This window comes from Mitsuaria sp. CC2 (assembly GCF_048957715.1).
Taxonomy (GTDB): Bacteria; Pseudomonadota; Gammaproteobacteria; order Burkholderiales; family Burkholderiaceae_C; genus Roseateles.
In genome coordinates this window covers 35,143-59,659 of the sequence record NZ_JARVXN010000018.1, presented here as the reverse complement: position 1 = coordinate 59,659, position 24,517 = coordinate 35,143, and the positions used below count along the sequence as shown (strand labels likewise).

The window sequence follows — 24,517 nt, the reverse complement described above, 5'->3', positions numbered from 1 at the left end:
CCGCAACGGTGGCGGGGGGCATTGACGCACTGCACAACGGAAGGCAGACAATAGGCGCTTTCGACTTCCGGCGGCCCGGGCGGCTGCCGCGACCTTTGTGAGTTCACATCACGCGCCCCGCACGCCCGCCGCCCTGGCCGGCCTGACCGTCGGGGCCCTCGGCGTCGTCTACGGCGACATCGGCACCAGTCCCCTGTACGCGCTCAAGGAAGTCTTCCACGGCGCGCACGTGCCCATGACGCACGACAACATCCTCGGGGTGCTGTCGCTGCTGTTCTGGACCATGACCATCGTGGTCTCCTTCAAGTACGTGCTGCTGATCCTGCGCGCCGACAACAACGGCGAAGGCGGCCTGATCGCCATGCTCGCGCTGGCCACCACGGCGGTGCGGGAGAAGCCCACGCTGCGGCGCGGGCTGATGCTGGTGGGACTGTTCGGTACGGCGATCTTCTTCGGCGACGCGGTGATCACGCCGGCGATGACGGTGCTCTCGGCGGTCGAGGGCATCGAGGTCTACGCGCCGCAGTACCACGACGCGGTGGTGCCCATCTCGCTGGTGGTGCTGGCCGGGCTGTTCGCGGTGCAGCGATTCGGCACCGGCGGCGTGGGCAAGGCCTTCGGGCCGGTGATGCTGGTGTGGTTCACGTCGCTGGCGCTGCTGGGGATCCCCAAGATCGTCGGCAATCCGCACGTGCTGCAGGCCATCAACCCGATGTGGGCGATCGAGTTCTGCACCCACTACGGCTGGATCGCGTTCGTCGCGCTGGGCGCGGTGGTGCTGGTGGTGACCGGCGGGGAGGCGCTCTACGCCGACCTGGGCCACTTCGGCAAGCAGCCGATCCGCATCGCCTGGTACAGCTTCGTGATGCCGGCGCTGACGCTGAACTACTTCGGCCAGGGCGCGCTGCTGCTGGACCGGCCGGAAGCGATCAAGAACCCGTTCTTCCTGCTGGCGCCGAGCTGGGCGGAGATCCCGCTGTTCGTGCTGGCGACGCTGGCGGCGATCGTGGCCTCGCAAGCGCTGATCACGGCGGCGTTCTCGGTGACCAAGCAGGCGGTGCAGCTGGGACTGCTGCCGCGCATGCGCATCGTGCACACGTCGGTGCGCGACATCGGGCAGATCTACGTGCCCTTCGTCAACTGGGGGCTGTTCGCCTTCGTCGTGGTGGCGGTGGCGTTCTTCGAGTCGTCGAGCAAGCTGGCCGGCGCCTACGGCGTGGCGGTGACCATCGACATGACCATCACCACGGTGATGACCTTCTTCGTGATCCGCTTCGGCTGGCGTTATCCGCTGTGGCTGTGCCTGGTCGCGACAGGCGCCTTCTTCGTCATCGATGCGACCTTCCTGGCGTCCAACCTGCTGAAGGTGGCGCACGGCGGCTGGTTCCCGCTGCTGATCGGCTTCGGCATGTTCACGCTGATGCTGACCTGGAAGCAGGGCCGCCGGCTGCTGTCGGACAAGCTGCGCGAGGACGCGATCGACCTGAAGAGCTTCCTGGAGGCCGTCTTCATCAACCCGCCGACGCGGGTGCAGGGCACGGCGGTGTTCCTGTCGGCGGAGGTGGGCGTCACGCCCAACGCGCTGCTGCACAACCTGAAGCACAACAAGGTGCTGCATGAGCAGAACCTGTTCGTCAGCGTCAAGCATCACGAGGTACCGTGGATCGGCTTCGAGAAGCGCGTCGAGGTGGAAAGCCTCGACAACGACTGCTGGCAGGTCAACCTGCACTTCGGCTTCAAGAACGAGCCGGATGTGCCGGACGCGCTCAAGCTGCTGGAGCAGCGCGGGGTGCATCTGGACGAAATGGAGACCAGCTATTTCCTGTCGCGGGACATCGTCATCCCGACGATCGGCTCGGGCATGGCGCTGTGGCGGGAAAAGCTGTTCGCGAGCATGCACAGAAACGCGGCGGCGGCGGCAGACTTCCTGCATCTGCCGGCGAACCGGATCGTGGAGCTGGGGTCGAAGGTCGAGATCTGACGCGGAGCCCCTGACCTCGATCCGCCAAGCGCGGGCTCTCCGCAGGGCATGGGGCACCCCTCCAGGGACCCCAAGCCCTGCTCCGGCCCCACATGCACTCGCTGACCGCACGCTGGCGCCGCATTCGCTGACTGCACGTTGAAGCTGCGTTGAGCATTTGCGAGGGGGCGGGCGCGAGGCGGTCGGTATGCTCCGGGCCATGAATCGCTGGCTGAAAGACCTGTCCCTGTCCGCCGTGGTCGCGGGCTTCGTCGCCGTGCTGGTGGGTTTCACCAGTTCGGTGGCCATCGTGTTCCAGGCGGCACAGGCGCTCGGCGCGACACCAGCCCAGACCAGTTCCTGGATCTGGGCGCTCGGACTCGGCATGGGGCTGACCAGCCTCGGCCTGTCGCTGTGGACGCGGCAACCGGTGTTGACCGCCTGGTCCACGCCGGGCGCGGCGCTGATCGCGGGGGTGTCCGGCATCTCGATGCCGGAAGCCGTCGGCGCGTTCATCGTCTGCGGCGCGCTGATCCTGATCGCCGGCGCGACGCGGTGGTTCGAACGGATCATGGACCGCATCCCCATCGCGATCGCCTCGGCGCTGCTGGCCGGCGTGCTGGCACGCTTCGGGCTGGATGCCGTGCTGGCGACGAAGACGGCGCCGGCAATGGTGCTGACGATGGCGCTCACCTATGTGCTGGCGCGCCGTTCCCTGCCCCGCTATGCGACGCCGCTGGTGCTGGTCGCCGGGATCGCCGTCGCGGCCTCGCAAGGACGGCTGCATCTGGAAGCCGTCGACTGGGGATGGGCCTCGCCGGTGTGGGTCATGCCGTCGTTCTCGGTGACGGCGCTGGTCGGCGTCGCGCTGCCGCTGTTCCTGGTGACGATGGCGTCGCAGAACCTGCCCGGCGTGGCGGCGCAGCGGGCGTCGGGCTACCAGACGCCGGTGTCGGCCAGCATCGCGGCGACCGGCTTCGCGTCCATCGTCTTCGCGCCTTTCGGGGGCTATGCGTTCAACCTCGCGGCGATCACCGCGGCGATCTGCATGGGGCGCGAAGCGCACGAGGATCCGGCCCGGCGCTACATGGCGTCGGCGATGGCGGGGGTGTTCTATCTGGTCATCGGCCTGGCGGGCGGTGCGGTCGTGGGCTTGTTGACCGCCTTTCCGCGTGAGCTGATCGCCGCCGTGGCCGGACTGGCACTGCTGGGCACGATCGCCGGCGGCCTGTCGGCCGCGCTGAAGGACGAAGCGCATCGCGATGCGGCCATCCTGACCTTCCTGGTGACGCTGTCCGGGCTGAGCCTGCTGGGCATCGGCTCGGCCTTCTGGGGCGTGGTCGCCGGTGCGGTTTCTCTTTTGGTGCAACACTTCCGCATTCGTTGAGTTCCTTGCCGAAAGCCTTGCCCATGAAACTGCTGTTCGTCGCCGATCCGCTGTCGACCTTCAATACCTACAAGGACTCTACCTTCGCGATGATGCGCGAGGCCGCCCGGCGCGGCCATGAGCTCTGGGTCTGCGAGGTGCCCGACCTGCTGTGGGTCAGCGGCGGTCGCGTGACCGCGCATGCGGCGCAGCGGCTGACGCTGACGCCGGAAGCCGTCGCCAGCCAGGCCGGCACGAAGCTGGCGGTATGGCACGCGGTCACCGCGACGCAAGACCTGGCCCTGGCCGACGTCGACGCGGTGCTGATGCGCAAGGATCCGCCGTTCGATTCGGAGTTCTTCTACGCCACGCACCTGCTGGAGCAAGCCGAGCGCGAAGGCGCGAAGGTCTTCAACAAGGCGGCCTCGCTGCGCGACCATCCGGAGAAGCTCGCGATCCTGGAGTTTCCGCAGTTCATCGCGCCGACGCTGGTGACGCGCTCGGCGGCGGCGATCCGGGCGTTCCATGCGGAGCACCAAGACATCATCCTGAAGCCGCTGGACGGCATGGGCGGCATGGGCATCTTCCGCGTCAAGGCGGATGCGCTGAACCTGGGCAGCATCATCGAGACGCTGAACAAGAACGGCGCGCAGTCGGTGATGGTGCAGCGTTTCGTGCCGGAGATCGTCAAGGGCGACAAGCGCATCCTGCTGATCGGCGGCAAGCCGGTGCCGTACTCGCTGGCGCGGATCCCGCAGGGGACCGAGGTGCGCGGCAATCTGGCCGCGGGCGGCAAGGGCGTCGCGCAGCCGCTGACCGACGACGACCGCCGCATCGCCGAGGCGCTGGCCCCGGTGCTGGCGGCGCGCGGGCTGCTGCTGGTGGGGCTGGACGTGATCGGCGACAGGATGACGGAGCTCAACGTCACAAGCCCGACCTGCTTCCAGGAAATCATGGAGCAGACGGGTTTCGACGTCGGCGCCGTGTTCATCGACGCGCTGGAAGCGGCGGTCGCCGCGGCGCGCTGATCGCAACGAGGATCTCCGCTCCGGTCACCGACGTGATCGTGAGCCGCACCGGGACATCGACATGACGTTCGAATTGATCAGCGAGCACGCCAGCTTCGGCGGCGTGCAGCGTTTCCATCGCCATGACTCGGCCGAGATCGGCCTGCCGATGCGCTTCGCGCTGTTCCTGCCGCCGGGTGGCGCGCGGGCGGTGAAGGGGCTGCTGGTGTTCCTGGCGGGGCTGACCTGCAGCGAGGAGACCTTCACGATGAAGGCCGGCGCGCAGCGCAAGGCGGCGGAACTGGGACTCGCGCTGCTGATGCCGGACACGAGTCCGCGCGGCGAGGCGGTGAGCGCGCTGCCGGGCGCGACGGCGTCGTGGGACTTCGGTGTCGCGGCGGGGTTCTACCTCGACGCGACGCAGGCGCCGTGGGCGACGCACTGGCGGATGGAGAGCTACCTGATGCGGGAGCTGATCCCGCAGGTGCAGACGTCGCTGGGGCTGGACGCGACGAAGACGGGCATCGCGGGGCACTCGATGGGCGGCCACGGCGCGCTGACGCTGGCGCTGCGGCATCCGGGCGCGTTCGCGTCCGTGTCGGCGATCGCGCCGATCGCGGCGCCGAGCCGCTGCCCCTGGGGCGTGAAGGCGTTCACCGGCTACCTGGGCGAGGACCGCGACGCCTGGCCCGCGCATGACGCGAGCGCGCTGTTCCAGGCACAGGAGCGCGCGCCTTATCCGCACGGCATCCTGGTCGACCAGGGCCTGGCGGACAAGTTCCTCGTCGAGCAGCTGTGTCCTGAAGCGCTGGAGTCGGCGTGCGCCTCGATCGGCCAGCCGTTGACGCTGCGCCGCCATGACGGCTACGACCACGGCTACTACTTCATCGCGACGGTGATCGACGATCATCTGATGCATCACGCGCGGCAGCTGGCGGGCTGAACGCTCGATCAGGCGCCGTTGCGCTGCCACTCACGAGGCCGCCATGCGCATCGCCTTGCTGTCCGACATCCACGGCAACCTGCTCGCGCTGGAGGCCGTCGCGGCCGATGCGCGGCGACGAGGCGTCGATCAGATCGTGAACCTGGGCGACATCCTGTCCGGGCCGCTGCAGCCGTTGGAGACGGCGCAGTACCTGATGGCGCAAGACTGGCCGACGATCGCCGGCAACCACGAGCGGCAGTTGCTCGCGATCACGGCGGAGAAACCGGGCGGCGCGTCGGATCGCTTCGCGCGTGAGCGTCTGGGCGAGCCGGAGTTGGCGTGGCTCCGCAAGCTGCCTAGGACGATGCAGTTGACCGATGAGGTGTTCCTCTCCCATGGCACGCCGCGCAGCGACATCGAGTATTTCCTCGACACGCAGGACGGTCCGCGATTGCGGATGGCGTCCGCCTCGGAGATCGCCGATCGGCTCGGCGAGCAGGCATCCATGTTGGTCTGCTGCGGCCACACGCACGTCCCGCGCGTGCTGCGCAGCGCGCGAGGACAGTGGCTGGTGAATCCCGGCAGCGTCGGACTGCAAGCGTGGGACGACGACCATCCGATCTGCTATGTCGCGGAGAACGGCTCCCCCGATGCGCGCTACGCGATCGTGGCGCGGACTGCGCAGGGCTGGATGACCGAGTCCATCAGCGTGCCGTACGACCATGAAGCGATGGCGAGCATCGCTTCAAGGAATGGGCGGGAGGATTGGGCGAGGTGGTTGAGGACGGGGTGGGCGGACGAGTGAACTCCAGTGCCAATGCAGAGATGGGCGGCGCCCCGTCATCGTTCCAGTGGGCAGTCAGCGTGGCCAACTCGGCCAGGCGTTCTTCGACGGCCATCTCGAGGTGAGTCGCCTGACGTCTCTCACCTCAATCGGCATGAAATCCAGGCGCAGTCCCCGATCCAAGGAGACTGGGTGACCGAGATGAGCAGGGCGGTTCCGGATGCTACGGCGCGGGCGCCGGAGATGCCTCTGGCGGCTCGTGCGCCACCGCCGTCTGGCGATGCCCCGCCGCCGCCTTGTAGCGCTTGACGAACGCATCCACCTCCGCCGGATCGATCACATCCGCCAGCCGGCCGAAACCGTCCGGCGCGCGTTCCTCGACCATGTCGAGGATGTAGTCCAGCCCCTCCTGCCGGTTCAGCTCGACGATGCGCGCGCACATGGGGCGGCGCTCGGCCTCGTAGTGATCGAGCGCCGTCTCCACCCGTGCCTCCTCGCGCAATGCCCGTGCGATCGCTTCGGCGTCGAGGATCGCCTGCGTCGCGCCGTTCGAGCCGATCGGGTACATCGGATGCGCCGCGTCGCCGAGCAGCGTGATGCGGCCATGCCGCCAGCTCGGCAACGGGTCGCGGTCGACCATCGGCCATTCCAGCAGCTGCGTCGCGCCGCCGATCACGCCCGGCACGTCCAGCCATGGGAAGCGCCAGCCGCCGAAGGTCGGCAGCAGATCGTCGATGGAGCCGGGCTTGTTCCAGTCCTCGCGACCGGGCGCGGTGAGGCCGCCGCCGAGACCATCCTCGCGCAGGCGGCGGTCGCAGATCCAGTTGATCAGCTGCAAGCCGTCCGGTCGCGGCGGCGCGATCGGGTAGACGACGAACTTCGCGCGGCGGTGGCCCGCCTGCACCATCGTGCAACCGTCGAGGAAGGGCGTCGTCAGCGAGGTGCCGCGCCACATCATCATCCCGTTCCAGCGCGGCGCGCCCTCGTCGGGATGGAACTGACGGCGGATCGCCGAGTGGATGCCGTCCGCCGCGATCAGCAGATCCGCGCGTCGCTCGACCGGCTTGCCGCTCGCGTCGGTCCCGTGCACGATGACGCCGTCGCCATCGTTGCGCGCACCCGTGGTGCGCCAGCCGCTGAGAACGCGTTCGGCGCCGAGCCTCGCCGCGGCTTCGCGCCAGAGCATCAGCTGCAGCTCGCCGCGATGCACGCTGAACTGCGGGTGGCTGTAGCCGCCGGCCAGTCCGCGGCGGTCCTCGTAGATGGTCTGTCCGTGCCGGTTGGCGAAGATCAGCGCCGAGGTCGGCACGGCCATCGCCTGCAGCGCCGGCATCAGCCCCAGTCCGTCGAGCACGGCCACCGCATGCGGCAGCAGGTTGATGCCCACGCCCAGCGGCTTGAGTTCCGCCGTGGCTTCGCAGACGGTCACGCGGTGGCCGTCGCGCTGCAGCGCCAGCGCCGCGGCCAGTCCGCCGATGCCGCCGCCGGCGATCAGGATATCGAGGGCCATGGGGATCTCCAGGCGTCGTGGAAGGTGATGTGGTGCGGCCCCGGCGGGCGAGCGACCGTGCCGGTCCGATCGAGTCAGGGTAAGCGAGATAGTTGCGCTATGCAACAGTACCTAAGCTGATGCCGATGAGCCGATCCAAGCCGTCGAATGCCGTTCCCGACCCGCCGGAAGCGCCCTTGCTGCCTGTGCCCGGGCTGGATTACGGCGTCCTCGACGACCTGCTCGGCTACGCGTTGCGGCGCGCTCAGAACGCGCTCTACCTGGACTTCTACCGCGCGACCGCGGAACTCGACGTCAGCCCGCAGCGCTTCGCCGCGCTGGTGCTTGTCGGACGCAATCCGGGCATGCGGCAGGGGCTGCTCGCGCAGGCGATGGGATTGCATCGCAGCGGCGCGCTGCGATTGACGGACTGGCTCACCGACCGCGGCTGGATGGAACGGCGCGACGATGCGGAAGATGCGCGCCGCTGGGGGCTGTTCCTGACGGCGGCGGGCAAGCGTCAGCTCACGGTGCTGGAGCGCCGCGTGCGCGTGCATGACGCGCGCCTGATGAGTGGACTCGGCGAACGCGCCGCGCGCCTGAAGGCGGACCTGGAACGCCTGGCGGAGATCGCCGCGACGATCACGGACAAGAACGACGCATGACGCCGACTGGCGACGACAGACAGCGACGACGGAAAACAACGACGCACAACAACGACGGAGACAAGCGATGAACGACCTCGATCGGAAGCTCACCCGCCGCGACGCGGGCCTGCTGCTCGGCGCGGCGATGGCCGGCCTCGCCGGACCGCTGCGCGCGCAGACCGCGGCGATGCCGCGCATCCTCGTCGGCTTCCCCGCCGGCGGCTCGGTGGACGTCAGCGCGCGGCGCCTCGCCGAAGCCTGGCGCGGGCGCCTCGCGGAGAACGTCCTGGTCGAGCAGCGCGTCGGCGCCGGCGGCCGGCTCGCGGTGACCGCGCTGCGCGACGCGCCGCCCGACGGGGGCACGATGCTGGTGAGCCCGTCCTCGATGTTCACGATTTATCCGCACGTCTACCGCAAGCTGGCCTACAAGCCGGAGACCGACGCGATCGCGGTCTCCCCGATGGCCAACGCGACCTGCGGCTTCGGCGTCGGGCCGATGGTGCCGGCGACGGTGAAGACGATGGGCGATTTCGCCGCCTGGGCCAAGGCGCATCCGGAGCAGTCGTCCTACGCCTCGCCCGCGGCCGGCGCGATGCCGCATTTCCTCGGCGACCAGTTCAAGCGCGCCGCCGGCATCCCGCTGACGCACGTGCCGTACCGCGGCGCCGCGCCCGGCCTGCAGGACCTGATGGGCGGGCAGATCGCCTCGGGCTGCTTCCTCCTGGGCGACCTGCTGCCTTTTGTCGCCGGCGGCCGCGTGCGCATCCTCGGCGTCACCGACCACGAGCGCTCGCGCTTCGCCCCGGAAGTGCCCACCTTCGCCGAGCAGGGCTTCAAGGGCATCATCGGCGTCGAGACCTACGGCCTGTTCCTGCCGCCGAAGACGCCGGCCGCCGTCGTCGACAAGGTCTACGACCTGGTCCGCGTCGCGCGCCGCGAGAAGCAGGTCGTCGAGGGCCTGGCCAAGCTCGGTTGCGAGCCGTTGGCCATGGCGCCGGCGGACTACGCGCGCCGCCTCGCCGCCGAACGCACGCAGTGGGGACCGATCGTGGCGGCGTCCGGTTTCTCGTCGGACGATTGAGCGAGGCGTCGCCAGGCGAAGAGCGCCAGCGGGATCGCCAGCAGCGAGAGCGCGAGCGCCAGACCGCCCGCCGCACTCCACCCCCAGCGCTCGACGACCGTGCCCATCAGCGGCGGCCCCAGCAGCGCGCCCGAAGCGCCAAACTGCGTGAGGCGACCGCTGGCGAGCGACAGGCGCTCCGGCGTGCGCGCGGCCAGCGGCAGCAGCGCGAAGACCAGGCTCGGGAACACGCCCGAGGCCGCGTTGATGCAGATGGCGAGCATCGCTTGCCAGGACGCGTCGCCTGCGTCCCGCATCACGCCGAGGTAGAGCAGCCCCGACGCGCCCAGCGACACCGCCATGCCGACGGCGATCGATCGTGACAGCGCGCCGTGTCGTCGCAGCAGCCAGGCGCCGAGAGCGCTGGCGGGCACGTTGGCCAGCGCCGCCGCGGCGGTCCAGGTGCCTGCCGCGCTCAAGGGCATGCCGCCTTGCGTGAGCAGGCTGGGCAGCAGCGCGAGCAGACCGACCTCGGCGATCGCATACGCGCCGAAGGCCGCGACCAGCGCCCAGAGCAGCGTGCCCGTCGGTCCCGGAGGATGGCGGGACTCGACGGCGTGCGGGTCGTCGTCCACACGGACGGTCCACAGACCGATCCACAGCAGGACGCCGCCCGCGACGCTCAGCGCCTGCGCGGGCCGCCAGCCGGCCCAGCCCGCCGCATGCGCATAGGCCCACGCGCCGATCGCCATGCCCACCGGGAGGAAGGTGCTCCAGAGCGCCATTGCGGCGGCCTGGCGACGGCCGTCGGCGGCGCGGGCGATCAGCACGGGCGCGGCGACCACGATGGCGAGATAACCGAGGCTCTCGACCAGCCGCGCCAGCGCGAGCAGGGCCAGGCCGTGGGCGAATCCCGCCGCGGCTGAGCCGACGGCGAGCGCCAGCACCGCTGCAGCCAACGCGCGCTTGAGCCCGAGTCGCGGTAGCCAGCGACCCGCCGCGCCGCCCAGCGTGGCGCCGCAAACCTCGAGCAGCGAGGTCAACGCCGCCATCGCGGCCAGTCCGAGCTGGAGCTCACGCGCGATCGGCGGCGACAGCGCGGCCAGCTTGCCCAATTGGGCCGCGGCGAACACGCCGCAGAGGTAGTACAGCAAAATCCTCACTTCGGTCCTACGGTGCCGATCGCCCTGAACATCGACATCGACATCGACATCGACATCGACATCGACATCGACATCGACATCGACATCGACATCGACATCGACATCGATCCTTCGTCCTTCCGATTGCCCGCCGCCGCACCATGAACGACTCGCCGCTGCTCTCCTGCGATGCCCGCCAGCTCGGACGAAGCCTGCGCCTGTGGCGCACATTGCGCCGTCTGAAGCAGGGGAGCGTGGCGGCCGAGCTGGGGGTGTCGCAGACGACGGTATCGCGTTGGGAATCGGGGATGGCCGCGCCCTCGCTCGACGAGCAGCAGACCCTGCGCCGGCTGATGGCCGCGCGGCTGGACAGCGCCGCCGACTTCGAGCTGGGCCACCTGGTCGAGCGCGCACCCGGCGCGGTGCATCTGATCTGCGATCTCAGCCATCGTCTGCTGGCGATGTCGCGCGGACGCGAGCGCCATTGCCGTCTGCCACGCTCCGAATTGATCGGACGCGCGCTGTGGTGCTATGCGACGCCGGAGATCGTCGCGCAGGAAGCGCGGCTCGACGCGCTCGGCTGGTACGAGCCGGCGCCCGGCGCGGTCGAGTTCGACACCGGCGCCTCGGTGGAGCAGGACATGCCGATCGTCCCGAGCCGGATGCGCTGGGTGCGCTTCCAGCTGTCCGACGGAAGCTTCGTGCGGCTGACCGAGACGATCTCGGAAGGCCAGTTGTCGTGAGCGGCTTTGGCTGCTGCTGGTGCTGCTGCGGTTTCGGCTGAGGCCTGGGCCGAGCCCGTGGTCTCGGCGACGGCTGTCGTGGGGACGTGGCGCGGTCATGCCGCGACGCTACGGGGCGCGGCGACCGGCGTCCACGAATAAAAGATTCAGCGCGGCAGCAGCCGCAGCCGCAATGACGTCGCCGGCCGCAGCGTGATGTTGAGCACCGGCGACGGCGGCGGTGCATCGGGCACCGGCGCGAGCCGATGGCGTTGCAGCACCATCGCCGCGATCAGCGTGATCTCCATCAGCGCGAAGTGACTGCCGAGGCACACCCGCGGTCCCGCGCCGAACGGCATCCAGGCGCCGCGCGGGATCTCGCGATGCCCGGACGCGGGATCGAAGCGCTCCGGGCGGAAGGCATCCGGTTCGTCGAACCAGCGGGCATCGCGCTGGATCACGCCCGGCGTCAGCCGCAGCATCGCGCCGCGCGGGAGCCGCAGGCCGGCGATTTCCAGCTCGCCGGTCAGCTGGCGCGTGAACAGTGCCGGCGCCGGCGGGTAGAGGCGCAGCGTCTCCTTGATGCACAGGCTCAGCCATGGCAGCCGCGTCAGGTCCGCCGCCGTCGGCGGCCGGCCGCCGAGCACGGCGTCGACTTCGTCGGCCGCACGCTGCTGTGCCTCCGGATGCGCGGCCATGCACCAGCCCCACCAGGTCAGCGCGGCCGCGCTGGTCTCGTGGCCGGCCAGGAAGGTCGTCATGCATTCGTCGCGCAGCGCCGTGTCGTCCAGCGCCGCGCCATCGGCGTCGCGCAGCGACATCAGCATCGCGAGCAGGTCGTCGGGCGACGGCTCGCCGCGTGAGGCGCAATCGCGACGTGCGGCGAGATGGCCGCCGATCAGCGTGTCCAGCGCGCGCAACGCGCGGCGCTTGCCGCGCTTCCAAGGGGCCCACAGCGGCGCGCTGGCCGGCACGTACATCTCGCCCATCGCGACCTTGCCGAGCTCGTGCACCGCCCAGGACGCCTCGGCGACGACGGCCTCGCCGTCGCCGGTCGAGAACAGCGTGCGCAGGATCACGTCCATCGTCAGCAGCGTCATGAGCTGCTCGAAGTCGATGTCGACGACACCGGCGCGATCGACGCCACCGATGCCGCGCGCCGTTCCCGTGTCGCCCGCGGCCGCGTCGGGCAGGCGGTTCAGCGCCCGATGGGCGGCGTCCACCATCAAGGGCAGGAAGCCCTGCACACGCTGCGGCGCGAAGCCTGGTTGCAGCAGCTTGCGCTGCCGCTGCCATGCCGGTCCTTCGGCGACGAGCACGCTCTGGCCGTGCGCGTCGGCGAAGACCTGCGTCGCGCGTTCCCAGCGGATCATTCCGTCGTGGCCGGCGATCAGCAGTTCGCGGACGTGGTCGGGATGGAAGAAGTTGAAGTCGTCCAGGCCCAGCAGCCGCTGGTGGACGACGTCGCCGTAGCGCTCGTGCAGCCGTCGCATGTGGCCGAGGTAGTCGCGGCGCATGGACAGGACTTCGGGCAGACCGGCCCAGCGCGGACGTGGACCTGGCACGGTGTCGGGGATCGCAAGGACGTGGCTCATGAGGTCGCATGATTCGTGCGCCGCTCGTGGGCGTCTTGAATCGAAGCGACATCGTCCGGGCTCGTACTTCCCCCGCCGCCGGTCCTCACCCCCCACCCTCTCCCGCAAGCGGGAGAGGGAGTAAGAAGGGCGCCTAGACTGCGACGCATGGACGCTCCCCTGCATCCCGGCACCGTCGCCCGCCTGCACATTCCGCCTCGCGCGCTGGAGGGCTGCCTCTACGCCTGTCTCTGGCGGGACCTGTCAGCGGCATCCTCGCAAGGCGAGACCTTGACCGACGCGCAATGCCAGAGCTGGTTTCCCGCGACGCCGCTGTGCGGCCTAAGCTGGACCTTGAGCGGGCGCGTACGGGAACTGGACGTCGGGATGCAGGATGCCGGCGATGGCGAAGGCGATGGTGACGCAGAGCCATGGCTTCCCGCCAGCGTCATCGGCGGTCCGCGTGGCGGCCCCAAGCGCTTCCAGGCGACGCCCGACTGCCGGGTGTTCATGGTCGCGATCCGGCCGGAGGCGCTGCGGGCCATGACGGGCATCGATCTCGCGCTGCTCAAGGACCGCATGCTGCCTTTGTCGTTCATCGACGATCCGGCGTGGCGCGCGCTCGATGCCGCGATGCTGAGCTGCCGCGACGAGCAGGAGGCCCGCCGCACGCTGGAGGACTTCCTCCTGCCGCGCTGGCGCGCCGTGCGCGACGAGGTGTTGTCGGAGGATCCACCCCCGCGCGGTTACGGCGGCTGGATACAACACCTGGCGCTGCGCGCGATCGCGGCGGGTCATGGTCGCAGCGTCCGGCAGGCGGAACGTCGCATCAAGCAATGGAGCGGCCAGAGCCTGCGCGCGCTGCGTGTCGTCAGCCGCGCCGAGGCCGCCTTCCAGCAGGTGCGCAAGCTCGACGAGGACGAGGGCGCCGTGATCTGGAGCGCGCTGGCGCAGGACCACGGCTATGCCGACCAGGCGCACCTGTGCCGCGAGACCCGCCGGCTCAGCGGCTTCAGCCCCGAGGAGCTGCGCCGCCGCGTCGCGCAGGACGAAGCGTTCTGGGCCTATCGCGTCTGGGTCTGACCTGTTACTCCCTCTCCCGCTTGCGGGAGAGGGCAGGGGTGAGGGCCAGCGGCGGCGGAAGTGCGGAGGCCCTTCGCGCCATCGAGGACAATCGCCCCCATGGCTGTCCTTTCCCTCTCCAACGCCCACCTCGCCTTCGGCCACGTGCCGCTGCTCGACGGCGCCAATTTCTCCCTCGAAACCGGCGACCGCGTCGGCCTGATCGGTCGCAACGGGACCGGCAAGTCCTCGATGCTGAAGGTCCTCGCGGGCATCGAGAAGCTCGACGACGGGCTGCTGCAGCTCGAAAAGGGCCTGACCAGCGTCTACGTGCCGCAGGAACCCGAGCTGCGCCCCGAGGCGACGATCTTCGACGTCGTCAGCGAAGGCGTCGCCGAAGCCAAGGCGCTGCGCGAACGTTATGAGGCTCACGACGAGAACGACGACCTCGGCTGGGTGCCGGTGCGCATCGAGCAGATCGGTGCCTGGAACTGGGAGCAGCGCGTCGACGAGACGCTGCACCGCCTTGACCTGGACGGCTCGCGCAAGATCGGCGAACTCTCCGGCGGGTTGAAGAAGCGCGTCGCGCTGGCCCGCGCCCTGGTCGCGCAGCCGGACGTGCTGCTGCTCGACGAACCGACCAACCATCTGGACCTCGACGCCATCCGCTGGCTGGAGGAGCTGCTGAACGGCTTCAAGGGCTCGCTGCTGCTGATCACCCACGATCGCGCGTTCCTGGACAACGTCGCCAACCGTATCGTCGAACTCGACCGCGGCCAACTGCGCGGTTATCCCGGCAACTTCGCCGCCTTCCAGGCGTCCAAGGCCTATGAGATCGAGAACGAGGCGCTGGCCAACGCCCGCTTCGACAAGCTGCTGGCCCAGGAAGAGGTCTGGATCCGCAAGGGCGTCGAGGCGCGCCGCACCCGCAGCGTCGCCCGCGTGCAGCGCCTGCACGAGATGCGCAACGAACGCCAGGCCCGCCGCGACGTGCAGGGCAAGGTGCGGCTGGACGTCGCCACCGGCGATTCGAGCGGCAAGATCGTGGCGGAGCTGGAGAACGTCTCCAAGCGCTTCGGCGACCGCGTGATCGTCGACAACTTCAGCGGCACCATCCTGCGCGGCGACAAGGTCGGCCTGATCGGCGCGAACGGCGCCGGCAAGACGACGCTGCTGAAGATGATCCTCGGCGAACTGGCGCCCGACAGCGGCGAAGTGCGCCTGGGCACCAAGATGACGGTCGCCTACTTCGACCAGATGCGCGACGCGCTCAACCTCAACGCGACGCTGGCCGACACGATCAGCCCGGGCAGCGAGTGGATCGAGATCGGCAACCAGCGCAAGCACGTCAAGAGCTACCTGAGCGACTTCCTGTTCTCGCCGGCGCGCGCGGAATCGCCGGTGTCCAGCCTGTCCGGCGGCGAACGCAACCGGCTGCTGCTGGCGCGCCTGTTCGCGCGGCCGGCCAACGTGCTGGTGCTGGACGAACCGACCAACGACCTGGACATCGAGACGCTGGAACTGCTCGAGGAACTGCTGGCCGAATACGACGGCACCGTGTTCCTGGTCAGCCATGACCGGCGCTTCCTGGACAACGTCGTGACCTCGACCATCGTCAGCGAAGGCGCGGGCAAGTGGCGCGAGTACGAAGGCGACATCGAGGACTGGCTGCAGCAGTCGCAGCGCGCCGCCGAGATCCGGGCGCGCCAGACCCCAGCCGCGGCGCCCACGCCGGCACCCGCTCCGGCACCAGCGCCGGCACCGGCGGTGGCGACCAGGCGCAAGCTCAGCTACAAGGAACAGCGCGAGCTGGACGAGATCCCCAAGCAGATCGGCGCGCTCGAGACCGAGCAGAAGCACCTGCAGGCCTTGCTCAACAGCACCGAGCTGTACCAGCAGGGCGCGGGCCGCATCACCGAAGTCACCAACCGCGCCGCCGAGATCGACGACGAGCTGCTGACGCTGATGACGCGCTGGGAAGAGCTGGACGGGAAGTGAGGCCGGTGCCGTCCGGCGGCGGCGCCTGAACCGGCCTTGTGGAAGCGCCGACACAGCGACCTTTCCATACGACCACGGTGCCGCATGTTGCCGCTCCCTTCTCCCTTGGCCTTTTCCGCGTCTTGCCTCGTCCCCGATCAGCCGGGTGGGGCGTCGTCGTCCTCCTCATCGGACCCGAGTCCTGCTACGGGACGGCGGCGGGACCTGTGCGCTCAGGCCACGCTCGGCCGGGCGCCCTCGCAGTCACTCGTGGCCGTGGGGTCCCGGATGCAGCAGGTGTCGGCCCGCCTGGCTCACGCGAACCGGGCCTGGCTCGTCGCGCAAGACCCGGGTGTCATGCCTCCTGCGCGTCGGCGGGGTCCGGTAGTCCGTGGCCCCGCCAGTGGCGGGAGCGGCTGAGCGGATGAGCAGATGAGCGGCGGACGGCCTTGGGAGAAACCGGCCGGAGCCGTCAGGCCCGGACGGTCAACTCGCCCAATCCGTCGTAGCGGGCGGTGACCGTCGCCCCCTTGGCGATCTTCGTCGCGACGCGCCACGAGCCCGTCGTGACGACGCTGCCCGCCGGCACCGTCAGCCCGCCGCGCGTCGCGGTCTGCAGCCAGCCGGCGACGACCCACGCCGGGTCGTTCAGGCCGTGTCCGCCGACGCCGCCCATGGGCGCCTGACCCTCGACGATCAGTTCGCAGGGCTGGTTCGCCCAGTCGTGACCGGGCTTCCACGCCTGCCACGGTCCCAGCGCCAGCGCGCCGTGTGTCTGGGCGTCGGCCAGGCGCAGCGTGTTGTCCGCCGCCAGGCCGCGCTGCCAGCGCGAGCCCAGCCATTCCACCGCGACGCACATCGCGTCGATCAGGTGCTCGGCCTTGCCGGCGACCAGCGCCGCCGCCATCTCCGGGGTCACGTCTTGACCGAGTCGCAGCGCGATCTCGGCCTCCGCGCCGACCAGCGCGAACTCGCTGAAATCGCCGCCGTTGCGCAGTCCGCGCACCTCGCGTGCGCGTTGAGGCGGCAGCGGCGAGCTGCCCAGCGCGCCTTCGCGCGACGAGCCGCCGCACTTCCAGAACTGCGCCCGGCCGGGCGACAGCCAGTCGAGCCGCTTGGCCAGTTCGGCCTGCGCCACATAGGCGGCGGCCTCGTCGGGCAGCGACCACGCGGCGTCATCGAGCAGGGTGTCGTGGGTCCAGGCCTCGGCCAGCGCGGCACCGAGGTCGACGGGGGAGGAGGCGTTGAGGGTCGTCATGACTGCGGATCTTAGTGCCGGCACCTCAGCGAATCAGCGCTTGAGCGCCTCGCGCGCCCGCTCCAGCGCGTGCCAGAACTTCGGATCCTGCGAGGTCGCGAAGTTGATCCGCATCAGCGTGCCCGGCGTGCGCGTCGGGCTGAACAGGATGCCGGGCGCGATCAGCCAGCCCTGGTCCATCATCACGGGCGCGAGGCGCTCGGTGTCGGCACCCACGTCGACCCAGCCGAACAGGCCGGCGGGCGTCGCGGCAAAGCGGCAGCCGGCTTCCTCGGCCAGCCGCACGCAGCGCTGACGCGCGGAGACCAGCTGCGCCGCGATCCGCTCGGCATGCTTGCGCAGCAGGCCCTGCTCCAGGCACAGCGCGACCGCGCGGTCCATCAGCGGGCTGGTCGTCAGCGACGCCAGCAGCTTCAGGTCGGTCAGGCGCGCCATGCGGTCGGGGCTCGCCGCGACGAAACCGACGCGCCACGCCGGCGACAGCATCTTCGAGAAACCGGAGACGTAGATCGTGCGCCTCAGCTGGTCGAGCGCCGCCAGCCGCGGCGCGTGGTTGGGCGCGAACAGCGCGTAGGTGTCGTCCTCGACGATCAGCAGGTCGTGCTCGTGCGCCAGCTGCAGCACCTGGTGCGCATGCGCCAGGTCCAGCGTCGCGCCGGTCGGGTTGTGCAGCACCGACACCGTCACGTACATGCGCGGCCGGTGTTCCTCGATCAGCCGGCGCATCACCGCCATGTCCGGTCCGTGGGCGCCGCGCGGCACCGGCAGCAGCCGCATGCCGGCCTGCGACAGCCGCGCGTATTCGATCGCCCAGCCCGGGTCGTCCACCAGCACGGCGTCGCCGGGCTCCAGGAAGGCCCGGGTGATCAGGTCCAGGCCGTGCGTCGCGCCGACGGTGCTCATGATCTGGTCCGGCGCGGCCTGGACGGCGATGTCGAGCAGCCGGCGCGATAGCGCGCGCCGCAGGCGCTCATCGCCAAGCGGCTCGCCGTAGCCGGATAGCAGCGCGTCGTCCGCGTTCGCGGCGAGCCGGCGCAGGGTCGACTGCAGCAACCCGAGATCCAGCCATTCCGCCGGCAGCGTGCCCAGGCCCGGCGAACGCCGCGCATCCGCCTGGAACATGCCGCGGATCAGCGCACTCGCGTCGACCGGCGGCGGGAGTGGCGCCGGAGCGACGTCATGGGCGAGCGGCGCCCGGGGCGCGGGCAGCCGGGTTTCGCGAACGAAAAACCCTCGCTTCTTCCGCGCCTCCAGCAGGCCCTGCGCGAGCAGCTGGTCATAGGCCGCCACCACCGTGTACGGACTGACGCCGTGATGCCGCGCGCAGTCCCGCACCGAGGGCAGCCGCGCCCCCGGCAGCAGCAGCCGCTGCTGGATCCGCGCCGCGAAGCGCTGTGCCAGCTGCTGCGCGAGCGGCTGGCTGGCGTTGCGGGAGAGGGCGACCGGCGCGACATTCGCGCTGTTGGGAGCGCTCATGCTGCCGTGGGCTGTGCTGGTGTCCATGCCGATACAGATCATGCGGTGGTATGGCGCAGTGTATTGGTGCTGTGCTGGTCGACCCCTTAGACTGGTCCGCTCAACCGGAGACAACCCCCATGAACCGCAGTCCCTGGACGCAGGCCCGCCGCGCGGCGCGCATGAATCCGTCCATCATCCGAGAGATCCTGAAGGTCACCGAGAAGCCGGGCATCCTGTCCATGGCCGGCGGCCTGCCCAGCGCGGACACGTTCCCGGTCGACGCGATCAAGACGGCCTGTGACCGCGTGCTGACGAACAACGCCAAGGAGGCGCTGCAGTACGCCGCCAGCGAGGGCTTCGCGCCGCTGCGCGAGTGGGTCGCGGCCAAGGTCGCGACGCTGGGGATCAACGCCTCGCCGGACCAGGTGCTGATCACCAGCGGATCCCAGCAGGGCCTGGACCTGGTGGGCAAGCTGCTGTGCGATTCGGGCGCGCCCGTCGCGGTCGAGACGCCGACCTACCTCGGCGCGCTGCAGGCGTTCACGCCGTACGAGCCGATCTTCGCCAGCCTCGCCAGCGACGACCAGGGTCCGCTGCCGTCGGCCATCGAGGCGCTGCCGCACGACGCGCCGGGCACGCGCTTCGCGTATCTGCTGCCGAACTACCAGAACCCCACCGGCCGCGTGATGAGCCTGGAACGCCGCCAGGCCGTGGTCGCCGCCGCCCGCAAGGCCGGCGTCCCCATCGTCGAGGACAACCCCTACGGCGACCTGTGGTTCGACCAGGCGCCGCCGGCCTCGCTCAGTTCGCTGTGGCCGGAAGGCAGCATCTACCTGGGCTCGTTCTCCAAGGTGCTGACGCCGGGTTTCCGCCTGGGCTACATCGTCGCGCCGACCGAGCTCTATCCGAAGCTGCTGCAGGCCAAGCAGGCCGCCGACCTGCACACCCCGGGCTTCAACCAGCGCGTGGTGCATGAGGTCATCAAGGGCGGCTTCCTGGACGAGCATGTGCCCAAGATCCGCGCCCGCTACAAGGCCAACCGCGACGCGATGGCCAAGGCGCTGGAAACGGCGCTGCCGCCCGGCTGCGAGTGGCAGACCCCGGAAGGCGGCATGTTCTTCTGGATCCGCCTGCCCGAAGGCCTGGACGCGATGGCGCTGCTGCCCCGCGCGGTCGACGCCGGCATCGCCTACGTCCCCGGCGCCGCGTTCTACGCGCACCAGCCGGACACGCGCACGCTGCGGCTGTCCTTCGTGACGCTCACGCCCGACCTGATCGCCGAAGGCGTCGACAAGCTGGGTCGCGTGCTGCACGAGGCGCTCGCGCTGACCACGGCCGAAACGGCGCCCTGATCGACGAGCCGTCATCGGTACCCGCACGGGCATCGATACCGACCCCGCCCGGGGTCGGGGCTTGTCCCCTGTTCCCGTCACCCGTCACCGCCCCGTCAGGCGGAACGGATCGACTCGCCTTGCTTTTCCGAGTCTCTCGAGTTTCCCGAGGTTTCCCATGTCCGAACTCCGCCGCTTCGTTCAAGTCGATGTCTTCACCGCCGAGGCGTTGAAGGGCAACCCGCTGGCCGTCGTCATCGACGGCGCCGGCCTGGACGACGCCACGATGGCGAAGTTCGCCGAGTGGACGAATCTCTCCGAAACGACCTTCCTGCTGCCGCCGACGCATCCGGACGCGGACTACCGCGTCCGCATCTTCACGCCGGGCGGCGAGCTGCCCTTCGCGGGGCATCCGACGCTGGGTTCCTGCCATGCGTGGCTGTCCTCCGGCGGCGATCCGAAGCGGCCCGGCGAGGTGGTCCAGGAATGCGCCATCGGCCTGGTGTGCATCCGCCGCGACGGCACGCGGCTGGCCTTCGCCGCGCCGCCGCTGCGGCGCGAAGGCCCGGTCGAACCGGCGTTGCGCGACCAGGTGGCCCGTGCGCTGCGCGTCCCTGACGCCGACCTGCTGGACGTCGTCTGGGTGAATAACGGCCCGGACTGGATGGCGGCGCGCCTGGCTTCGGCCGAGGCGGTCCTCGCCATCGAACCGGACTACGTGTCCATGGGGCGACTCAAGCTGGGCGTCGTTGGCGCTTATCCTGCGGGCTCGCCGCTGCAATTCGAGGTGCGGGCCTTCGTGCCCGGTCTCGGTCCCGCTGAAGACCCGGTGACGGGCAGCCTCAACGCGGGTCTGGCACTATGGCTGCAAGGCGCCGGTCTGGCGCCCGACAGCTACGTGGCCGCCCAGGGCGCCGCCCTCGGGCGTGCCGGCCGGGTGCATGTGGCGAAAGAGGGCGGACATTGCTGGATTGGCGGCGATGTCACGCCATTGATCCACGGTCAGGTGAGGTTGTGAAGCCATGAGCATGGAAGTCGATCATCTCGTCGTCGCCGCGAACACCCTGGAAGAGGGCCGCGCCTGGTGCGAGCGCGTCCTCGGCGTGTCGCCTCAACCCGGTGGGCGCCATGCGCTGATGGGCACGCACAACCTGCTGCTCAACATCAGCGGGCCGCCGACCTATCCGCGCTGCTACCTGGAGATCATCGCGATCGACCCGGAAGCGCCGGATCCGGGACGGCCGCGCTGGTTCGACCTGGACCAGCCCGCCGTGCGCGAGCGTCTGAAGGAGGACGGCCCGTCGCTGCTGCACTGGGTCGCGCGCGTGTCCAGCCTGGACGCGACGTTGGCGACCTGGTCGGGCGAGGGCGTCGACGCCGGCGAGGCGGTGGAGGCCGCCCGCGGCGACCTGAGCTGGCGCATCGCGCTGCGCGAGGACGGCCGCCGGCTGCGCAAGGAAGGCCTGCCGGTGCCCATCGAATGGAAGGGCGACGCCCATCCGACCGACAAGCTGCCCGAGAGCGGCGTGCATCTGCTCGGCTTCGAGGCCCGCGACGGTCTGCGCGCGCAGCTCTCGACGCCCAAGGGCACGGTCGAGCTGGAGGCGATCGAAGGGACCTTGTCCGATGCGCCGACGCAGTCGGGCGACCTGGACGATGTCCTGCCGGCCGCCCGTTGAACTGACGACAAGGACTCGATGAGTACGCTGGATCTGTTCCGCGAGGATGCGCAGCTGCGCGAGTGCGACGCGACGCTGCTGCGCGCCGACGAACGCGGCCTGCTGCTGGACCGCACGGTGTTCTATCCGCAAGGCGGCGGGCAGGCCGGCGACGCCGGCACGCTGACGCTGCCCGGCGGACGCGAGCTGCTCATCGCCGACACCCGCAAAGGCGAAGGCGGCGAGATCCTGCATCTACCCGCGCCGGACCAGGACCTGAGCGGACTCGACGCCGGCACGCCGGTGACGGCGCGCATCGACTGGACGCGTCGTCATGCCCACATGCGCTTCCACACGGCGACGCACCTGCTGTGCGCGCTCGTGCCGCATCCGGTCGACGGCTGCTCGATCACTGCGGGGTATGCCCGGCTCGACTTCCACATGACCGATGCGCTCGACAAGGACGCGCTGACGGCCGGCATCGCCCGGCTCGTTGCCGAGGCGCATCCGGTCGGTCATCGCTGGATCAGTGACGAGGACCTCGACGCGAATCCGACGCTCGTGCGCAGCATGAGCGTGCAGCCGCCGCGCGGCACCGGCCGTGTCCGGTTGCTGGAGATCGACGGCGTGGACCTCCAGCCCTGCGGCGGCACGCACGTCGCCAATACGTCGGAGATTGGCGCGGTCGTCGTCACCAAGATTGAAAAGAAGTCAGCGAAGACGCGGCGCGTCGTGCTCGGCTTCGCGACATCCCCATGAGCGGACTCCGCGTGCTCGGACGCGCGGCGTCCATCAACGTCCGCAAGGTGTTGTGGACAGGCGTCGAGCTGGGCCTGGACCTGCAGCGCGAAGACTGCGATGTGAAGGCTGAAGCCTTCCGCGCGCTGAACCCCAACGCGATGATGCCGGTGCTGATCGACGGGGTCGACGAGCGCGAAGCATCGTTCTCGATGTGGGAGAGCAACAGCATCTGCCGCTACCTCGCACATCGCGAGGGACGTGTCGACCTGCTGCCCGACGACCCCCGGCAGCGCGCGCTCGTCGAGATGTGGATGGACTGGCAGGGCGGCGAACTGAACAACAGCTGGCGTTATGCGTTCATGGGCACCGTGCGCAAGAGCGCGCAGCACCAGGACCCCGCGGCGATCGACGCCAGCGTGGCGAACTGGAACCGGCACATGGCGATGCTGGACGCCCAGTTCGTGCGCTCGGGCGGTCCGTTCGTGCTCGGCGAGACGTTCACGCTGGCCGACGTGGTGCTCGGCCTGTCCGCCCATCGCTGGCGCGCCGCGCCGATCGCGCACGCGGATCTTCCGGCGGTCGAGGCCTGGTACCAGCGACTGCTGGCCCGGCCCGGCTTCGCGGCCCACGGGCCTGCTGCCGGTCCTTGACGAGCGCCCCTAGACGCGACGCTTGCTCGCCGGAACCGTCTCGCTACACTCGCCCGCTGTGGATACGCCCGAGATACGACTGATCTGCCCCGATTCGCCCCTGTTGTGGGAAGAAGCGCGGGTGATCATGCGCGAATACGCGCAGAGCCTGGACATCGACCTGGACTTCCAGAACTTCGACCAGGAACTCGCTTCCCTGCCCGGCGAGTACGACGCGCCGCAGGGCACGCTGCTGCTGGCGCTGGTCGACGGCCAGATCGCGGGTTGCGGCGGATTCCGGCCGATGACCGATTCCGACTACGCCAACGCCTGCGAGATGAAGCGCCTGTTCATCCGGCCCGCGTTCCGCCGCTTCGGCCTGGGACGCACGATGGCGCAGGCGCTGATCGATCGCGCCACCACCGCCGGCTACTCCAGCATGCTGCTGGACACGCTGGACGACATGGAAGCTGCGCGGGACCTGTACGAGAGCCTGGGGTTCGAAGAGATCCCGCCGTACTACTTCAACCCGATCGCCGGCGCGCATTACCTGAAGGTCGATCTGGACTGAGTCCGGAACGACGCCGGCGCGGTCCCGGCGCGGTCCCGGCGCGGTCCCGGCAGTTCGCCGGCAGGGTCATCCGGTTTCGTCGGGTTACGGGCATAGCATGGGGGCATGAGCCAACAGCCCCATGCCGCTTCGACGACGTCCTCGGACGACCTCTACCGCCTTGAGCCCGCGTCGCTGACGCCGGCGCTGCTCGGGGAGTCGCCGTTCTGGCACCCTCTGGAGCAATGCCTCTATTACGTCGACATTCCGGGCAAGGCGTTGTTCCGGCTCGACAACGGCGCGGACACGCCGACCCGCTGGCCGCTCAACGACGAGCCGGGCTGCGTCGTGCCGCTGCCCGACGGGAAGCTGCTGATCCCGCAGCGCAACGGCCTGTGGCGCTTCGATCCGGCGACCGGCGCGTACGACAAGCTGCTCGATCCACCCTATGACGCCGCCAAGCGCCGGTTCAATGACGGCAAGGCCGACGCGATGGGCCGGCTGTGGGTCGGCACGATCGACGACGCGCGTCAGCCGGAATCGGCGCTCTACTGCCTGCGCAACGGCGCGTTCGAGCAGGTCCAGGACGGCATCACCGTGTCCAACGGCCTGGCCTGGAGCCCGGACGGCCGCACGATGTATTGGGCCGACACCAAGGCCCATGAGATTTACCGGTTGAGTTTCGATGTCGAAACCGGCACCGTCGGGCCACGCGAAGTTTTCGCCAGCTTCGAGAAGCGCGCGCCGGAACAATCGCTGGAAAGCTACGGCGGCCGGCCGGACGGCGCGGCGGTCGACGTCGAAGGCGCCTACTGGATCGCCATGATGGAAGGGCAGCAGCTGTTGCGGCTGTCGCCGTCGGGCGAAGTGCTCCAGCACGTCGAACTGCCTGTGCGATGCGCGACCATGCCGACCTTCGGTGGTGCGGACATGCGCACCCTTTTCGTCACCACCGCACGGGAAAAGCGCAGCGAGGCCGAACTCGCCGCCCAGCCCTGGGCGGGCTGTGTGCTGAAGATGCGCGTGGCCGTGGCGGGGCTGCCGGTTCAGTTCGCCCACTGGGAAGACTGAGGGCATTTGCGCGGACATTCCCGGCGACGGGTGGGGCCAGGTGTTGCGCGCACACCGCGCGCGGGCCTGTGCTGGAAGTGATGCGAAAGCCGATGAACAGGGCTCG

At 69.9% G+C, this 24,517-nt stretch carries 23 protein-coding genes; 18 read left to right on the top strand and 5 right to left on the bottom strand.

Annotated elements, in window-relative coordinates; genetic code table 11:
* Positions 1 to 97: 97 nt before the first annotated feature.
* From PV762_RS12935 to PV762_RS12915, 5 genes are all read left to right on the top strand, one after another.
* Positions 98 to 1,981 carry a potassium transporter Kup gene (locus PV762_RS12935; protein ID WP_421035419.1) on the top strand — a complete coding sequence of 628 codons (1,884 nt, stop codon included), beginning with the start codon at positions 98 to 100 and terminating at the stop codon, positions 1,979 to 1,981.
* Between the two features lie 199 nt (positions 1,982 to 2,180).
* Positions 2,181 to 3,347, top strand: coding sequence for a benzoate/H(+) symporter BenE family transporter (locus PV762_RS12930; RefSeq protein ID WP_421035418.1), 1,167 nt, complete (start codon positions 2,181 to 2,183; stop codon positions 3,345 to 3,347).
* Positions 3,348 to 3,370: 23 nt separating this feature from the next.
* Positions 3,371 to 4,354 (top strand): glutathione synthase, encoded by a 984-nt coding sequence (gene gshB, locus PV762_RS12925; RefSeq protein WP_377158368.1) that lies wholly within the window; start codon positions 3,371 to 3,373, stop codon positions 4,352 to 4,354.
* Between the two features lie 61 nt (positions 4,355 to 4,415).
* Positions 4,416 to 5,276 carry an S-formylglutathione hydrolase gene (fghA, locus tag PV762_RS12920; protein ID WP_421035417.1) on the top strand — a complete coding sequence of 287 codons (861 nt, stop codon included), beginning with the start codon at positions 4,416 to 4,418 and terminating at the stop codon, positions 5,274 to 5,276.
* A gap of 43 nt (positions 5,277 to 5,319) precedes the next feature.
* Positions 5,320 to 6,063, top strand: coding sequence for a metallophosphoesterase family protein (locus PV762_RS12915; protein ID WP_421035416.1), 744 nt, complete (start codon positions 5,320 to 5,322; stop codon positions 6,061 to 6,063).
* Positions 6,064 to 6,265: 202 nt separating this feature from the next.
* On the opposite strand, the gene PV762_RS12910 is transcribed toward PV762_RS12915, so the two are convergent.
* Positions 6,266 to 7,552 carry a flavin-dependent oxidoreductase gene (locus tag PV762_RS12910; protein WP_421035415.1) on the bottom strand — a complete coding sequence of 429 codons (1,287 nt, stop codon included), beginning with the start codon at positions 7,550 to 7,552 and terminating at the stop codon, positions 6,266 to 6,268.
* Positions 7,553 to 7,677: 125 nt separating this feature from the next.
* On the opposite strand from PV762_RS12910, the gene PV762_RS12905 reads away from it, so the two are divergent.
* Both PV762_RS12905 and PV762_RS12900 read left to right on the top strand, forming a co-directional pair.
* Entirely contained in the window at positions 7,678 to 8,196 is a 519-nt protein-coding gene (locus PV762_RS12905; protein ID WP_421035414.1) for a MarR family winged helix-turn-helix transcriptional regulator, read from the top strand.
* A gap of 67 nt (positions 8,197 to 8,263) precedes the next feature.
* Positions 8,264 to 9,259, top strand: a complete 996-nt coding sequence (locus tag PV762_RS12900; protein WP_421035413.1) for a Bug family tripartite tricarboxylate transporter substrate binding protein — start codon at positions 8,264 to 8,266, stop codon at positions 9,257 to 9,259.
* Here PV762_RS12900 and PV762_RS12895 read toward each other — a convergent pair.
* Complete coding sequence (locus PV762_RS12895; RefSeq protein ID WP_421035412.1) at positions 9,181 to 10,401, bottom strand: CynX/NimT family MFS transporter; 1,221 nt, start codon at positions 10,399 to 10,401, stop codon at positions 9,181 to 9,183. The two genes, PV762_RS12900 and PV762_RS12895, sit on opposite strands and share 79 nt — an antisense overlap.
* A gap of 12 nt (positions 10,402 to 10,413) precedes the next feature.
* Here PV762_RS12895 and PV762_RS12890 point away from each other — a divergent pair, with 12 nt between their 5' ends.
* Both PV762_RS12890 and PV762_RS12885 read left to right on the top strand, forming a co-directional pair.
* Positions 10,414 to 10,545, top strand: a complete 132-nt coding sequence (locus PV762_RS12890; protein ID WP_421035411.1) for a hypothetical protein — start codon at positions 10,414 to 10,416, stop codon at positions 10,543 to 10,545.
* Positions 10,542 to 11,123: a helix-turn-helix domain-containing protein gene (locus tag PV762_RS12885; protein WP_421035410.1), complete on the top strand. Its 582-nt coding sequence runs from the start codon at positions 10,542 to 10,544 to the stop codon at positions 11,121 to 11,123. The genes PV762_RS12890 and PV762_RS12885 overlap by 4 nt, the downstream gene beginning before the upstream one ends.
* Positions 11,124 to 11,269: 146 nt before the next feature.
* On the opposite strand, the gene PV762_RS12880 is transcribed toward PV762_RS12885, so the two are convergent.
* Positions 11,270 to 12,697, bottom strand: coding sequence for a cytochrome P450 (locus tag PV762_RS12880; RefSeq protein WP_421035409.1), 1,428 nt, complete (start codon positions 12,695 to 12,697; stop codon positions 11,270 to 11,272).
* Positions 12,698 to 12,844: 147 nt separating this feature from the next.
* On the opposite strand from PV762_RS12880, the gene PV762_RS12875 reads away from it, so the two are divergent.
* The gene (locus tag PV762_RS12875) at positions 12,845 to 13,759 is read left to right on the top strand and encodes a helix-turn-helix domain-containing protein (RefSeq protein ID WP_421035408.1); all 915 of its coding nucleotides are present in this window, start codon (positions 12,845 to 12,847) and stop codon (positions 13,757 to 13,759) included.
* Positions 13,760 to 13,858: 99 nt separating this feature from the next.
* The gene (locus PV762_RS12870) at positions 13,859 to 15,736 is read left to right on the top strand and encodes an ATP-binding cassette domain-containing protein (protein WP_421035407.1); all 1,878 of its coding nucleotides are present in this window, start codon (positions 13,859 to 13,861) and stop codon (positions 15,734 to 15,736) included.
* Between the two features lie 451 nt (positions 15,737 to 16,187).
* Here the strand turns inward: PV762_RS12870 and PV762_RS12865 are convergent, their stop codons facing one another.
* Positions 16,188 to 16,973 (bottom strand): fumarylacetoacetate hydrolase family protein, encoded by a 786-nt coding sequence (locus PV762_RS12865; RefSeq protein ID WP_421035406.1) that lies wholly within the window; start codon positions 16,971 to 16,973, stop codon positions 16,188 to 16,190.
* Between the two features lie 33 nt (positions 16,974 to 17,006).
* Positions 17,007 to 18,449 carry a PLP-dependent aminotransferase family protein gene (locus PV762_RS12860; protein WP_421035645.1) on the bottom strand — a complete coding sequence of 481 codons (1,443 nt, stop codon included), beginning with the start codon at positions 18,447 to 18,449 and terminating at the stop codon, positions 17,007 to 17,009.
* 119 nt (positions 18,450 to 18,568) lie between these two features.
* Between PV762_RS12860 and PV762_RS12855 the strand changes: the two genes are divergently transcribed.
* From PV762_RS12855 to PV762_RS12825, 7 genes are all read left to right on the top strand, one after another.
* Complete coding sequence (locus PV762_RS12855; protein ID WP_421035405.1) at positions 18,569 to 19,783, top strand: PLP-dependent aminotransferase family protein; 1,215 nt, start codon at positions 18,569 to 18,571, stop codon at positions 19,781 to 19,783.
* 157 nt (positions 19,784 to 19,940) lie between these two features.
* Positions 19,941 to 20,780, top strand: a complete 840-nt coding sequence (locus PV762_RS12850; RefSeq protein WP_421035404.1) for a PhzF family phenazine biosynthesis protein — start codon at positions 19,941 to 19,943, stop codon at positions 20,778 to 20,780.
* 10 nt (positions 20,781 to 20,790) lie between these two features.
* Complete coding sequence (locus tag PV762_RS12845; RefSeq protein ID WP_421035403.1) at positions 20,791 to 21,441, top strand: VOC family protein; 651 nt, start codon at positions 20,791 to 20,793, stop codon at positions 21,439 to 21,441.
* An 18-nt stretch (positions 21,442 to 21,459) separates the two neighbouring features.
* Positions 21,460 to 22,179: an alanyl-tRNA editing protein gene (locus PV762_RS12840; protein ID WP_421035402.1), complete on the top strand. Its 720-nt coding sequence runs from the start codon at positions 21,460 to 21,462 to the stop codon at positions 22,177 to 22,179.
* Positions 22,176 to 22,811: a glutathione S-transferase family protein gene (locus tag PV762_RS12835; RefSeq protein ID WP_421035401.1), complete on the top strand. Its 636-nt coding sequence runs from the start codon at positions 22,176 to 22,178 to the stop codon at positions 22,809 to 22,811. Before PV762_RS12840 ends, PV762_RS12835 begins: the two co-directional genes overlap by 4 nt.
* A 58-nt stretch (positions 22,812 to 22,869) precedes the next feature.
* Positions 22,870 to 23,361 carry a GNAT family N-acetyltransferase gene (locus tag PV762_RS12830; RefSeq protein ID WP_421035644.1) on the top strand — a complete coding sequence of 164 codons (492 nt, stop codon included), beginning with the start codon at positions 22,870 to 22,872 and terminating at the stop codon, positions 23,359 to 23,361.
* Between the two features lie 105 nt (positions 23,362 to 23,466).
* Positions 23,467 to 24,411, top strand: a complete 945-nt coding sequence (locus PV762_RS12825) for an SMP-30/gluconolactonase/LRE family protein (protein WP_421035400.1) — start codon at positions 23,467 to 23,469, stop codon at positions 24,409 to 24,411.
* Positions 24,412 to 24,517: the final 106 nt, after the last annotated feature.

Coding starts and splice junctions, on each gene's coding strand:
- PV762_RS12930 (WP_421035418.1), top strand. CDS start 2,181: ATGAATCGCTGGCTGAAAGACCTGTCCCTGTCCGCCGTGGTCGCGGGC.
- gshB (WP_377158368.1), top strand. CDS start 3,371: ATGAAACTGCTGTTCGTCGCCGATCCGCTGTCGACCTTCAATACCTAC.
- fghA (WP_421035417.1), top strand. CDS start 4,416: ATGACGTTCGAATTGATCAGCGAGCACGCCAGCTTCGGCGGCGTGCAG.
- PV762_RS12915 (WP_421035416.1), top strand. CDS start 5,320: ATGCGCATCGCCTTGCTGTCCGACATCCACGGCAACCTGCTCGCGCTG.
- PV762_RS12910 (WP_421035415.1), bottom strand. CDS start 7,552: ATGGCCCTCGATATCCTGATCGCCGGCGGCGGCATCGGCGGACTGGCC.
- PV762_RS12905 (WP_421035414.1), top strand. CDS start 7,678: ATGAGCCGATCCAAGCCGTCGAATGCCGTTCCCGACCCGCCGGAAGCG.
- PV762_RS12900 (WP_421035413.1), top strand. CDS start 8,264: ATGAACGACCTCGATCGGAAGCTCACCCGCCGCGACGCGGGCCTGCTG.
- PV762_RS12885 (WP_421035410.1), top strand. CDS start 10,542: ATGAACGACTCGCCGCTGCTCTCCTGCGATGCCCGCCAGCTCGGACGA.
- PV762_RS12880 (WP_421035409.1), bottom strand. CDS start 12,697: ATGAGCCACGTCCTTGCGATCCCCGACACCGTGCCAGGTCCACGTCCG.
- PV762_RS12875 (WP_421035408.1), top strand. CDS start 12,845: ATGGACGCTCCCCTGCATCCCGGCACCGTCGCCCGCCTGCACATTCCG.
- PV762_RS12870 (WP_421035407.1), top strand. CDS start 13,859: ATGGCTGTCCTTTCCCTCTCCAACGCCCACCTCGCCTTCGGCCACGTG.
- PV762_RS12865 (WP_421035406.1), bottom strand. CDS start 16,973: ATGACGACCCTCAACGCCTCCTCCCCCGTCGACCTCGGTGCCGCGCTG.
- PV762_RS12860 (WP_421035645.1), bottom strand. CDS start 18,449: ATGAGCGCTCCCAACAGCGCGAATGTCGCGCCGGTCGCCCTCTCCCGC.
- PV762_RS12855 (WP_421035405.1), top strand. CDS start 18,569: ATGAACCGCAGTCCCTGGACGCAGGCCCGCCGCGCGGCGCGCATGAAT.
- PV762_RS12850 (WP_421035404.1), top strand. CDS start 19,941: ATGTCCGAACTCCGCCGCTTCGTTCAAGTCGATGTCTTCACCGCCGAG.
- PV762_RS12845 (WP_421035403.1), top strand. CDS start 20,791: ATGGAAGTCGATCATCTCGTCGTCGCCGCGAACACCCTGGAAGAGGGC.
- PV762_RS12840 (WP_421035402.1), top strand. CDS start 21,460: ATGAGTACGCTGGATCTGTTCCGCGAGGATGCGCAGCTGCGCGAGTGC.
- PV762_RS12835 (WP_421035401.1), top strand. CDS start 22,176: ATGAGCGGACTCCGCGTGCTCGGACGCGCGGCGTCCATCAACGTCCGC.
- PV762_RS12825 (WP_421035400.1), top strand. CDS start 23,467: ATGAGCCAACAGCCCCATGCCGCTTCGACGACGTCCTCGGACGACCTC.